Below are 13,695 nucleotides of genomic sequence, written 5' to 3' on the forward strand. Positions count from 1 at the left end.
AAAATCCTAAAAGGGTTCCACCTGCCTTCAAAAGACAGCCCCATAAAAAATCTAAATCGAATATAAGAATCAATCCCTACAGGTACAGCAATCCTGATGTACTACTTTTTTTATTGAATAATGTCACATTTTTGAGACACGGCCTCCCTGAGGCCTGACTTCACCCTAAATCAACGGTCGATTCTATTTTTGAAAGGTTATCCCAGATGACAGATCTCATGTTAAGGCAATATTTCCAAAACTTCATATCCCGCCATCCGCATATACCATTCTTTGATGTGTCCATGCCCATCATTCGCAAAAAATAATATAGTCACCCATTTCCAGCGGCAAGTCGTCGCAAAGGGGTTGAAAAGAAAAAAATTACCACGGTATCGCTATTCGTCTTTGAATTTCTATATTTGACCGTTGGTTGTCGAATCGTTATCATGATTGGTGCTACATTTTGTTACGTGCTTACCAGCCAGTGCTCCCCCACACTGTTAGATACCAGGTTTCATCCTACGCTCTCCGTTCGAATTTTTTATCAAACCCGTTTATATGAAAACACGATTACTACTCGCAACTTTTGCCTTGCTTTTTGCCGCCCATTGTTTTGGGCAAACCTCCTGGGACGATCAGAACCGGTATTGGTATTACCGCTACCGCCTGGTGGATGAATTTCTAATCCGTGGAGAAGAAAGTCCATTGAACTGCGACGTCGCCAGCGGCTATAGTCTGCCGGCGGGAAAGACATGGACAACCAACCAGGTAAACGGCCAGAACATCGATATGGACTGGGGTGATGCCACATCGTATTTGGGATGGTATATCGGAGTGTTAGCAACAGAGTACAAGCTTTTGACCGACAACAATCAGTCGACCGAGGCCACAAAACGGGAACTATACTATGCGATGAAGGCCTATGAGCGGCTGGACACAAAGGCTGAACATATGTTCTACCCACACACCTCGGCAGATTGTGCCCCAACGAACCTCAATGGACTGTTTGTGAGGGACGACGTAAGTGAGCAATTGATACTTCAGAATCGTCCCGACCTGGTTACCCGGTTTTCTGGCGACGGCAATTTTAGAATGCATTCGGACTACCATAAGTTTTATGAGGCGTTTACGGAAGTAAATGACATCAATAGCAACATATACCCGACGCAAGATCAGATCTCCGATCTTTTTATGGGGTTTGCGCTGGTTAACAAGTGCGTTGGAAATGTTACTTACCAGGGCTACAATTTTGGACAACATGCAGTCAACTATACCGACCTGATTGCCAATCGGCTTAATGTAAATTTCTGGATGGGGAAATTACCAAACGGGTTAACGTACAAGGATGGCAATTTCATCACGGAGTTAAACGCCTATGGCATTGCAAAAGCAGCCCAATGGATTACAGGCCAAGACTACACGCAAAACCTGGATGCCTTTTCCAGGGACCGGTGGGAAACGCTTTGTGACCCCTTGGTTGGGCCCGAGATTATGGACCAAACGTATTGGAATAGTCAAAAAGACTATACCACAGCATTGCAAATGACGTATGCCGCCATCGGGCATTCGTGGGAGTACGCTATTGCACCGGAAGAACATGATGTGGATGTTTTGGGGGTTACCGTTGCCATTGAGTATCACTATCACATTTCTATACCCGGACTGCAAATGAGCTTGCCGACCATTGTGTTACACCCTTGGGATCCCGCGCCACCATCGATTACCATGAATGTAACGAGTAAATTCCTTACGCTCTATGGCAACGACCTTAACCAGCAAATCTATCCGTTGTTGCATGAATATTTGAACGGCGATGGAACCGAGTTGTCGAACGCTTATTTTACAACCATCATCCAGGGCGCTCCCTGCGAAGGTCCCCAGCACAAGCCCTCCAACAACATTAACGCACTGGGCGTTAATGGCTGGCGGGGCGACAGCCGATGGGAACGGCCGTTGAGCGCTGATGGACTGGTGGACATCGACAACAACGCCGAAACGGGGGGAAAATTCAACGGCCTGGATTATCTCCTTATGTATAACCTTTACATGCTAACCCGTGGGGGTGGCGACACATCCTACAAGAACGCTTTAAATACCGTTAGCAGCGTCAATATAACATCACCCGGAAAATATTGGAGCTACGAAACCCTCGAAACATCGGGCATCATCGCAAACAACGCTAACACTGCCGTGACGCCGGTTGAAATTTCTGCCAACAAAACTATCTCGCTCAAGCCCGGATTCAAGGTTGAATCAGGTGCAAAAGCAAGGATTTACATTACTCAAAACACCGCCTGCAATACCAGCCTATCCGGCGGAACACTGCGGGAGGTTGTGCGCAATGAAGAAAAACAAAGCCCGGCTGAAGTTAAGGAGAAGGTATTGAATGGATTGGCGACAGAAATTCAGGCTCAGTATGATTCCATTGCACAGTTATACAGCCAGTACACGCTGGACTCGGCAACGCTGCTGAGAGAAGCTACGGAAGCCCTTAACAACGCCGCCGAACAAGTGTCGGTTTATCCTAACCCGACAACCGGCAACTACAGCGTGCACGTCACTCTGAAGGAAGGTCAAAAAGTACAAGTTGCCCTGTCTGACCTCTACACCAACGAACGCAAAGTCGTGTTCGACGACTACCTGGATGGTGGCTCGAACCAACTCAGCTTTTCGCTCGCAGACGCCGATGCTAAAGTCCTGATGATCGAAATAAAATGCGCGGAATTTACCGTGGTGAGACGCCTGGTAAAGAAAGAGAAATAGCCGGTCTATGGACGGCCGGCAAAGTCTATGTCGATCATAGCATAGTCGCCTCCAATGATCCATCACGAAATGCTTGTGGAATTTCCCGCAAGCATTTTCTTTTTGTTGGGATTCCTTCTTAACGACCGAGCCGGAATCAATCAAAACCTAACAACCATTAGGCTCAACTTGAGCATCATCATTGAGATTGAATTCAACTATTTCTTATTTTTGATTTTTACCCTAACCTCCCATGTTCTTAGACAAGATCAAAAAGCGAAAATCAGGAATTTTACTCTACGGAATAACACCCCCCAAAGCGCAAACACCCGTTGAAAAATTACCGTCGATCGCCGAGAAAAGTTTGCATACCCTCAGCGGCCTCGATATTGATGCGCTCATCGTTTATGACGTACAGGACGAGTCGACACGCACAAATGAAGAACGACCGTTCCCGTTCTCCAGCGCACTAGACCCCTTTACCTACACAAGCCAGTATCTACATGCGCTCACCATTCCCAAAATCATCTACCGGCCGGCGAGTATGTTCAGCAAAGAGGAGTTGGCCGATTGGCTGGATCGACTGAAAAGTAATGGTTTCTATCCCGTATTTGTCGGCTTGCCTTCGCCAGACTTTGTACCCAAGACCACGCTCGCGGAAGCTTACGAGATCTGGCGACACAATCATGAAGCGCACTCCGTGATTGGCGCCGTCACCATTCCCGAACGTCATGCGATTCTCAAGGACGAAGACGTAAGGATGATGGACAAAGTAAACTGTGGTGTCTCTTATTTCATTTCCCAATGCATCTTTAACGTCCAATACGCCAAGCAGACGCTCGATGCCCTGGTGAACACATGCCAGGCCCGGAAACAGGAGCTGCCCACCATCATTTTTACACTAACGATTTGCGGCTCGCTGAAGACGCTTGATTTTATGGAGTGGTTAGGCATACACGTTCCCGAGGATATCAAACAAGAATTGAAAGTATGCAGCAACCCGGCGGGACGTTCCGTAGAGATCGCCACCGAAATTGCAAAAGACCTTATCCACTATTGCCAGGAGCGATCGATCCCGTTTGGATTTAACATCGAAAGTGTCGCGGTTCGTAAGGAAGAAGTCGACGCATCGCTTGAACTGCTGGAAACTGTGAACCGGTTGCTGAAGGTGAATGGACTGCGAAACGAGAGTACGCTGCGGGTGAAGTCAGATTTGTCGTGAGTGGGGATTATTAGCGTCTAGGCATATTCAAAGTCGGGATTATTAGCGACTAAGGCATATTCGAAATAGCAAAGTCCCCGAGGCGGGAGACTTTGCTATGGCGTGACGAGCCATGGGAGAAGGTGTTGCGGCTACTTTCGTATCCTTAAGGCCTGTCACTGTCCAAATCAAAGTCTCCCGTCTCAGGGACTTTGATTTCTCAAAGCGGTTTCCCCGCCTGAAGCTTCGCCACTATTTCCTCGGAATAACCTTTATAATACGTATCCTTCGCGAGCGGCAATGTCTTGTTGGCATATTTCAATGCTTCTTTAGTATTGCCTTGCAACGCATAACCGCGCGTTATGCCCATGCAGGCATAAAGATCGTCTGGAGTCTTTTCGTAATTCATTTTATAGATAGCGATCGCTTCCGCAGTGCGCTTCTGATTTTCAAGGGTTCTGCCGTACGAATAGAGTTGCAGTGTGGTCGCCAAGGGATAGGCCTTCTTCATGACGGAATCAGCTTTTTGCTTCATACCCTTTTTCTCCAGCAGACCGGCATAAGTGGAAAGCGTGACAAAGTTCTTTTCACCAAAATAGGTATTGATGGATCGCTCGGCCCAGCCAATCGCTTCATCGATATTGATGTTGTGCATCAGGCAATAGTTAGCAGCCATCTGCATGTTTTGCCAGTAGCGATAAAAAATACCGGAATTGAATTCTCTTCTGAACGCAGCGATCTGCTCCTTTTCGAGGTCCACAGAAATTTTAAAGGGGACCTTCACTTTCTCCCACTGCAAAGAGACAATGGCTGCGTCGTCGGTCTCGTCGCTGAAGACGTATTGGAGTCGCTCTACACTTTCGTTGAGCTTGGCCACCGGCACTTCCACGCGGAGGGCATCGTCTTTGCTATCATAATAAAAACTTCCCCAGGCCGTACTGACATTTGAAAAAATGATCGTTGCCTTTTCCGGTCCCATCGCAATGAAAAATCCATACTTACCAGCTTTCAGTGGCTGACCTTCAATCGAGACATCCGTACTAAAAGTAAAGGTGGTGTTCTCATTGGCTCCGGCACGCCACGGGGCCGCTTTGCTGGTACCATAATGCAGATCGGCAAAACCGTAGTGCACGAGGCCACCCCAGATCTTTCCTTCACGACCATTGACGATCGGCCGATTATAGTCGATCCGCACTTCTGTGTTTCCGATGTATTGTGACACAGAGGCTTTCCTGTTCGGTCCGCCCGACGGAAATGTAATCTGTGCAAAGGCAGTCACCACAGCCAATAACAGGCACGCGGTAAGGGATGTAGTTTTGATCATAGGGTTATGCTTAAGAGGTTGATTTGGTGGTTTGCATGAAGATAACGGCACTCAAATAACCTGCCAACAAAGCATACTACCAATTCTCGTGAAATGGAAGATTTCAAAAAGCAAAATACGCGTGGGTGTCCGTTTCAGGACGAAAGTGTTCGCGAGTAAACCACGTTGAACAGCACACATCAGAAAATTCCAACATCCGCTTCCAAACACTCACTCATGTTTCAATGCCTTTATCGGGTTCGCCTTCGACGCCTTGAGCAACTCGTAGCCTACCGTAAAGATCATCAACAAAAATACCAGGCCGGCTCCAGCAATGAATGGCGTCGCCGTAAGGCCGATGCGGAACGTAAAGGTGTTGAGCCATTGTTGGTTGAAGTACCAGGTCACCGGCAAAGCGATCAGCATGGCGACCGCGAACATCTTCAAAAAGGTGGTGATCAGCAACACGACGATCTGCCGCGACGATGCTCCCAACGACTTGCGGATACCGATCTCGCGCGTCTTCTGTTCGGCCATGAACGAGGAGAAGCCGTATAATCCCAGGATCGTGATGCAGAGCGACAGCAGCGAAAACCATTTTGCAAGACCCGATACCTGGTTTTCTTTTTTATACAATTTCCGGAACTCGTCGTCGATGAACCAGTAGTCGAAGCCAACGCCGGGCATCACTTTTTTCCAGGTTTCCTCGATGGCGCGCACTTTGCCGGCCATACCCTTCTCCGGCAGGCGTACGTATAAAATGCGGTCCTGCTCGCGCAAGCGTGGCGAGATCACCAGGGGATTGATAGCATGGTAGGCCGACTGAAATGGAAAATCCTTCACGACGCCAATCACTGTGCTGCGGGTTTTCATAAACACGTTGTCTACCTGCATGCCCAAAATGTTTTCGTTGGTTTTGTTGAGCACTTTAACGGCCTTTTCGTTGAGCAACACCGTGTTTGAATCGGACGGGATACTGTTATCAAAATCGCGGCCTGCCACGATCTGCAGGTTGAAGGCTTTGCAGAAATCGAAGTCGGTGCTCATCCTGGCCCACTGGTATTCTTTGTCGTCTATTTCTGTGAAACGAAACGTATTGTCCATGCCACCGAAATAATCGTGGCGCGGCAAGTGGTTGCTCATGGTAACGTAGGCCAGGTCCTTGTCTTGCAAGAGCTCGTTCTTCAGGGCCGGATACTTTTCGTTCGGGGCCACCGTCCCAAAGCGCACGGAAAGAATGTGTTGCCCATTCTCATTCAACTTCGATTGCTGTATAAAATCCATCTGGCCCAGGATGACAATGGACGATACCGAAAGAATAACGGCAGCGGCAAACTGAAAGGTGACCAATGCCCTTCGCAGCAGTTCCGATCCCTTGCCCACGCCTTTGCCCTTGAGCACTTCGGTGGGCCTAAATCCCGAAAGGTAAAATGCCGGGTAGCTCCCCCCGAGCACGGTCACCACCAGCACGATGCCCAGCAGCCCGAGTATAAAATGGAGATTGAAAAGACTGAGCACTTCGAAGTGCTTGTCGGCAATCTGGTTGAAGTACGGCAGGGCGATGACGATGAAGATCAGGGCCAGCAACAAAGACAGTCCCGTGTTGAGCCCGGATTCAAGGATAAACTGGAAGGCGATGTCGCGGCGACGGCTTCCCAGCGTTTTGCGCAGGCCCACTTCCTTGCCGCGCGTGCCGGCACGGGCGGTGGCCAGGTTCATGTAGTTGATGGAGGCAATCACCAGGATGAGCACGCCGATCACCGACAGCGTGTAGACGGTTTGCAGGTTGCCCGGTGCTTCGAACACCGCCCAGTTGATCTGCGAATCGAAATGCATATCGTCGAAGGGACGGATCACCGACCCGATCTTATTTCCCTCCGCGCGAAACGCGGAATCCGACTCCTGGGTGATGAGCGCCAGGCGTTTCAATTCCTCGCTCATCGCGTCCATGGGAGCGCCGTTGGGCATATAGAGGAAGGTAAAGAAAAAATTGCCGGCCAGGCCGTTGCTCTCCATGGCATCGGCAAAATTTGCGCCGCTGCTTTCGTAGGTCGTTTTCAGACCGTTCATATTCAACAGAAATTTGGGTCTGAAAAACGTGTTGGCCGGATAATCCTCGAACACGCCCGTAACCTGGTACTCCACGTCTTTGCCGAACGTTGTAAAGGGATGTTTGATGGTGAGCAGCTTATCCACGGCCGGCTGGTCGCCGAACAACGCCTTGGCGGCCGACCGCGAAATGATCATGCTATTGATGTGTTCCAGCGCCTTGGAAGGATTGGCACCATCGATCATTTTCACATAGAGGACGTCGCCGAGCGATTGCTCTACCCAATACAGTTCGCCGTCCTGGTTTAGGATGATCTTGTCGGTCTGTTTATCGTGGAGCGAGTGCGGGAAGCCGGTGATGAGCAGCCGCGTATAGCTTTCGATGCTCCCAAATTTTGCCTTGAGTTCGCGGGGATATCCACCGGGCACAGCACCAAAAGATTCCCGGTTCCCATTCTTGTCGGTGATGGAGCCGCCCAGAGAATACAGGGCGTTGTGACGGGGGTGAATGGTGTCGTAGGTGAGCTCATCGAAAACATACATAAAGATGAGTGACGATGTGGCGATGCCGATGGCCAAACCAATAACGTTGATGAGGGAGAAGATCACGTTGCGCCGGAACGCGCGGACGGTGATCAATAAAAAGTTCTTGATCATGGACGAGGGTTTTGAGGGTTTTTATATCAGGTGACTTGTAACCAGAAGCTAGCATCACGCAGGGCTATGCCACCGCTTACTGAAGGGTTCACGCACAACAACGCCAGCACAAATCACCCACAGCTTGATCGCGGTGACCTTAATTTTTTTACTATTAATGGATCCATCGACAAAAACCGACCGCTGCCAGGAGCGTCTCTTACACATCATTTTCCAAAGCAAACGATTGATTAAGTCGATGATCGACGGGCTATTGAATATAGTAAATCGACCAGCGAATCACAAAAACCTTGGCGCGTATTCGTTGCTGTTCCGGCATTACTAAAATTGAGCGTGTCAACATGGATAAGGCTACTCCATAAAAACCGGGATGCTCCGGCATCGACCTACTTCAGCGGAGGAGGTTCCAGCATCACTTTGTCGGCCAGCGGGGCCAACATCATCCCCGTCATCGTGCCCTGCCAATGCACGAATTGCCAACGATCATCGCGATAGAGCCAGCCTGTAGTATACAATACCTCCGCGACTTGCCGGCCATCCATATAGGCCTTAAGTCGACCATTTCTCAACACAAAATTCCCGTACACCCGCTGACGTTGCTCGCTTAGCGTATTGGTGGAACCTTTGAACCGGGGCACGTAGGGTATCGTCTCCTCCAGCGTGTGACCTTCACCGTTGGCATTGATGGTGAAATAGTCTGTGCCACAAAGCTTCCTGAATGCCGCTGAATCGCCCTGGGAGGATGCCTCAAACATCGCTTGCTCCACCCTGTCTAATTCAACAAGCGCCGAAGCGTTCAAGGGTTTCTCCTGATGGCATGACAGGATCGCACAACTCATTGAAAAAAACAGTAGGCAAGAAAACATCCTCATAGTGGTTACGGTTTAGGTATTGACAGATCATTTTTTCATGTAGGCTAATTTCAACAATACCTTCCGACCAAACCTGCCCGTTGAGCAAACGGCACGTCTGGATGAACAAATGGCAATGATATTTTATTGTTTTACTTCCCGACGGAGCGCTGATGACGCAGGATCATACATTCAGGATTTGCATCACGGCATCCTTCCGCTGACGGGAAATGGGAAGTTGTGCACCCCCCACCATTTCGACGGAACCGCCGTCGGCCTTTATATACCGGCTCACATGCTTTAGGTTTATCAGAAATGAATTATGGATCCTCAGAAACTGATAGGGCACCAATACCTCTTCTACTTCCTTCAGCGTTTTTGACACCATCAATTTTGTGTTATCCAAAAAGAATAGCGTTGTATAATTGCCATCCGACTCACCATAGAGTATCGTTTCCGGCTTAACAAAGTGAACCGCTTGTTGGGTCGCGAAGCTGATTTTCTCCGGTTGGGTACCGGGATGTTGATATTGCTGCATCAAAATATCCAGTTGCTGCTTAAAATTCCCCTGAACTTTCCGTTCATATCGTTTCAGGGCATTGACCAAATCTCCGGCGTCAATCGGTTTCAGTAAATAATCCAGCGCAGCAAATCGGAACGCTTTCAGTGCAAATTGGTCATACGCCGTGGTAAAGATCACGTCGAAGGAAGGGCTGGCAAAGGCCTGCAATACTTCAAAGCCATTCTTCTTCGGCATTTCTATATCGAGGAAAATGAGCTGTGGCGTGTGCCGTTGAATGGCATCAATGCCTTTATCGGCCGTGTTGGCAAGCGCAACAATTTCCACTTGCGGGCAATAGGTTTGCAATTGCCACTCCAGCATTTCCAGCGCGTTCTTCTCGTCGTCTATTAAAACTACTTTGATCACGATACGGGTATTTTCAAAATTATCTTGGTACCGGAGGCGCCTCCCTGCTCATCAAAAAGATCATGGACGGTCACCGAGTTATTCAATTTGTAGAGATTGTTGATGATCTTGATCCGGTCGCTGCTGATTTGCATACCATACGATTTCTGCCGGACCGCATCCTTGCTCTTTCGTTCCGCCGCGCTTTTTCTGCCAATGCCGTTGTCCTCGATCTCGGCTTGCAACGTATGGCCGCTCACCTTCTTAAACCGGATCCACAATTTTCCCCTCTCCTCTTTTTGTAACAATCCATGCCAGATCGCATTCTCCACATAGGGCTGTATCAACATCGAAGGCAGGAAAGTATGGTCTTCTTCAAGATTTTCGCCCTTCTGTATTTCGTAGTCAAATCTCCCGTCAAAGCGCAGCGATTCCATATCCAGGTAGAGTTGCAGGGTCTGGATCTCGGCATCGAGGCTGATGTGATCGCTGGATGAATTATCTAAGATCAGGCGGATCAGTTTTGCGAATTTAGTAAGATAGTTAGACGCTGTTTTCGTATCGCTTTTCACAATGTAGCGATTGATACTCCCCAGGCAATTAAAAATAAAATGGGGATTCATTTGTGCACGCAGCGCCCGCATCTCGATCTCTTTCATTTTCCGGTCATACCGGGATTTTAATCGGATGCGATAAACCATGGCCAGCAGCACCAAAACCGATAAACCACCAAACAGGCCATACCGCCAAAGCGTGGCGTAGTATTCCTTTTTTTTTGCAGCAGCGTCTTGCTCCCTGATCTTTTCGTTAAAATAAGTGTTCAGGGCTTGTCGCTCTTTTTCAGAGCTAAACTGCTTCTCTAAAGATTCGATTACCATTTGTTGATAAAAAATCGCGCTATCGTACAGACCGCGGTCCCGGAACAAGCTGGCCAGGGCGAGACCGCTCCGGCCGATAGACGCGTTCTCATGGAGTTGATTGGCGATGGCAAAGGCGCGTCTTGCATAGACCATTGCAGAATCACGCTGATGGGTCGCCGCAAAAATCTGGGCCAGGCGCTGATAAGACTGCAACGCGATGTCGAGATTGTGATCATGCTGCAAGGCCAATTTTGCCGATGATCGAAAATAGGGAATGGCCGTAAGAAGTTTTGACTCGCTTTGCGCGATATCGCCCCAAAACAAATCCGTAAGACAAGAAACCCGGTCCCCGACCTGAGCCGACTGGGTGGCGTACCATTTTGCAGAATCTATTTGATGACGCCCGAGGCAAGCCCTGCCCATATTACACAACCTGCTGCAAATGGCTTCATGAAGGGGATGGAAGTAGGCATACACGGGAGTCCACCGCATGGAAAGACGGTAGTTGTCAACGGCCTGCGCCGTGTCTTTCAGGTGCCAGTAAACATCGCCCACCTGGTTGTAGAGGTATGAGATCGAACCCGAATCCATCGGGCTAATGAGCGCCAACCGGATGTGGAGCCCCTCTTTAAATACCTCAAGCGCTTTCTCGGTATTGCCAAGCTGCAGCAGGATCTCCCCCTGAAGGTTAGTGGCGTAGGCCTTCATCACGGGACTCACTTTCGAGGATAGTGTAAAGGTCTCCAGCGCATATTTAAAACTGCTATCCACATTGGTCTTCAGATATTGAAATCCTTTTTGCAATGCGTGCGCCAGACGAGCAGAGTCTGTGAAACGATCAGGGCTGGTCATTTTATCTTTCCAGCCCAGCACGGCAAATAAAACGGCCGTGTCGCGCCGGAGGTTTATGACCCGGTTTGGAATGTCGTCTCCGTCGGCCGTAGTTTCAACGGTTTCAACGCTACCCTTGGTTAACTTAAAAGCATATTGCCCGGCCGGTAAGTTGTGAAGGGTTATCTCGGTTCTGAAATAATTGATCCGCTTAAGCTGATAGTCTTTGTCGTTGGGATTCCACTGGTTGATGCTGCCCGATAAAAAAACATTTTCGGCGCCAAGAAAATCATTGACTTCGATACGCAACGTATGCTGTGCGTGCCCCAAACGAATGATGGAAAGAAAGCCCAGCAGCAAGACTGCCCGTCGACGCGTGTTCAGCATATTCATCAGGATATGCAAAATAGACCTTTCTTTGATTGTCGTGAATGTTATCGGTAAACGTAATTTACTGATAAATCAGTGTGATTGGCAAGCACGAGCAATCGAACTGGTCAGGGCTAAAGCCCGGGACGAGGAATTACTTTTAACCCTGGCCTAAAGGCCAGGGTTATTCGGTTCATTGTTAGCGCTTGGGCTGAGGGCCGGATCGTTCTACGCCAGCACATCTATACAGGGCGCTTGACCGTTTGCAAATTTGTTATAGACTTCGGTATGACTATCGTGGATCCTAAGTGGGTGTACCTCGGTATCGCTATTGTGGATCCTAAGAGGATGTACTTCGATGTGCTGAGGTTTGTGCAGAAGTGCGCTAACAGGACAATGCGAAATTGAATAACCCTGGCCTTTACGCCAGGGAAAAAAACACGCCATCTCCCCGGGCTTTAGCCCTGACTGCACTGCTAAAGACCACATGTTTTAATGAGCCACTTTAAGAGAGCTTCTATGGGTTTAACCTATTATCATCATTACATTTAATGAATAGTCATCAATCCAAGGCATGCTTCAAGACGTCGTGGTTTTTCTGAAAAACTTCAGGGCACCCTCATTTTGAATCTACCCGATCCGTTTCGCTTCACCCCAGGCAATCCTATTTTACCCCAAAATCGGTTTGAACGCCTGGAACTGGTGTTCATGCGGTATTTTTAGATTTCATATGTCTACTATGGTAAAAGAAACACAGGTCCTCATTATCGGTGCAAGTATCTCCGGGTTAGCCAGTGCCGCCTCGCTTACAAAAAGAGGAATAGAGTATAGCATTATTGAGAAGCAACAACAGGTCGTTCCTGCCTGGAGGAATCATTATGAGCGTCTGCATTTGCATACCAGTAAGAAATTGTCCGGGCTGCCGTATAAATCTTTTGACCGATCCATTCCTCTTTATCCTTCCCGCCAACAGGTGGTCGACTATTTAACCGACTATCAAAAGGAATTTGAGATCCATCCCGATCTCAACACCGAGGCGTTATCGGTCAGAAAGCACGGTGACGATTGGGTCACTGAAACGTCAAACCATACTTATAAATCAAAATACGTCATCGTGGCAACGGGCCCGTTTGGTAAACCAAAGCCCATACATTTTAAGGGAATGGAAACCTTCCCTGGAAAAATTTTACACAGCTATGGATACAAGACCGGCAAGGATTTTAAAGGCCAGAAAGTGCTGGTGGTGGGATTTGGCAATTCGGCCTGCGAGATTGCCATGGACCTATTTGAACAGGGAGCGACACCGTCCATGGCAGTCCGGTCTGCCGTAAATGTGGTGCCCCGCGATATCTTCGGAATTCCTATTCTGCAACTGGCGTTGTTTATGAACTTCCTCCCTCCGAAGTTGGCGGATAAAATGAACGCTCCGTTGATCAGGCTGCTGGTGGGAGACATCACGGGGTTGGGTCTCAGAAAGCTCCCCTATGGCCCGCTGGAGCAAATTGAAAAACACGGATCGGTTCCCTTGTTGGATATCGGTACGATTGCTCACATTCGAAAGGGGCACATCACCGTACGCCGCGACATCGATCATATCCAGCATGAGACGGTTCACTTCGACGACGGCAGCCACGACAACTTTGACGCGATCGTGGCCGGCATTGGCTACTATCGGGACTATGCGGACATCATCCAAGTCGAGCCCACACGGTTCGACGATCTGAAGGTCAGCCTCGACAAGCAAAAGTATTTTGGCAAAGACGGCCTGTATTTTTGTGGATTCTGGATTTCACCCACAGGCCAGATCCGGGAGATTGCGCGCGATGCACAAAAAATAGCGCAGGACATCGACCGGAAAATCATGTCCTGATCCACAACGAAGCCCTTTGGCTTGATGACGTTTATGGTTAGCCGCATGGAGAACAGAAGGGCGTGGTCAACTG

At 48.9% G+C, this 13,695-nt stretch carries 8 protein-coding genes; 3 read left to right on the plus strand and 5 right to left on the minus strand.

What is annotated here, in order from left to right; all coding sequences use genetic code 11:
- The first annotated feature begins 540 nt into the window (after window positions 1–540).
- Together BUB30_RS08100 and BUB30_RS08105 are read left to right on the plus strand one after the other, a co-directional pair.
- Window positions 541–2,745 carry a hypothetical protein gene (locus BUB30_RS08100; RefSeq protein ID WP_143164812.1) on the plus strand — a complete coding sequence of 735 codons (2,205 nt, stop codon included), beginning with the start codon at window positions 541–543 and terminating at the stop codon, window positions 2,743–2,745.
- Between the two features lie 232 nt (window positions 2,746–2,977).
- Window positions 2,978–3,946, plus strand: a complete 969-nt coding sequence (locus tag BUB30_RS08105; protein ID WP_073132613.1) for a methylenetetrahydrofolate reductase — start codon at window positions 2,978–2,980, stop codon at window positions 3,944–3,946.
- A 199-nt stretch (window positions 3,947–4,145) separates the two neighbouring features.
- On the opposite strand, the gene BUB30_RS08110 is transcribed toward BUB30_RS08105, so the two are convergent.
- The 5 genes from BUB30_RS08110 to BUB30_RS08130 form a co-directional block, all read right to left on the minus strand.
- Window positions 4,146–5,249, minus strand: coding sequence for a DUF2911 domain-containing protein (locus tag BUB30_RS08110; RefSeq protein WP_073132615.1), 1,104 nt, complete (start codon window positions 5,247–5,249; stop codon window positions 4,146–4,148).
- 210 nt (window positions 5,250–5,459) lie between these two features.
- Window positions 5,460–7,934: an ABC transporter permease gene (locus BUB30_RS08115; protein ID WP_073132617.1), complete on the minus strand. Its 2,475-nt coding sequence runs from the start codon at window positions 7,932–7,934 to the stop codon at window positions 5,460–5,462.
- A gap of 386 nt (window positions 7,935–8,320) precedes the next feature.
- On the minus strand, window positions 8,321–8,734 hold the full coding sequence (locus BUB30_RS08120; RefSeq protein WP_178377050.1) for a nuclear transport factor 2 family protein: 414 nt from the start codon (window positions 8,732–8,734) through the stop codon (window positions 8,321–8,323).
- A 235-nt stretch (window positions 8,735–8,969) separates the two neighbouring features.
- Entirely contained in the window at window positions 8,970–9,713 is a 744-nt protein-coding gene (locus BUB30_RS08125) for a LytR/AlgR family response regulator transcription factor (protein ID WP_073132620.1), read from the minus strand.
- Window positions 9,710–11,770: a histidine kinase gene (locus BUB30_RS08130; RefSeq protein ID WP_178377051.1), complete on the minus strand. Its 2,061-nt coding sequence runs from the start codon at window positions 11,768–11,770 to the stop codon at window positions 9,710–9,712. The genes BUB30_RS08125 and BUB30_RS08130 overlap by 4 nt, the downstream gene beginning before the upstream one ends.
- A gap of 721 nt (window positions 11,771–12,491) precedes the next feature.
- Between BUB30_RS08130 and BUB30_RS08135 the strand changes: the two genes are divergently transcribed.
- Entirely contained in the window at window positions 12,492–13,622 is a 1,131-nt protein-coding gene (locus BUB30_RS08135; RefSeq protein ID WP_073132625.1) for a flavin-containing monooxygenase, read from the plus strand.
- The last annotated feature ends 73 nt before the right edge of the window (window positions 13,623–13,695 follow it).

The sequence above is a fragment of the Chryseolinea serpens genome (assembly GCF_900129725.1).
Lineage (GTDB): Bacteria > Bacteroidota > Bacteroidia > Cytophagales > Cyclobacteriaceae > Chryseolinea > Chryseolinea serpens.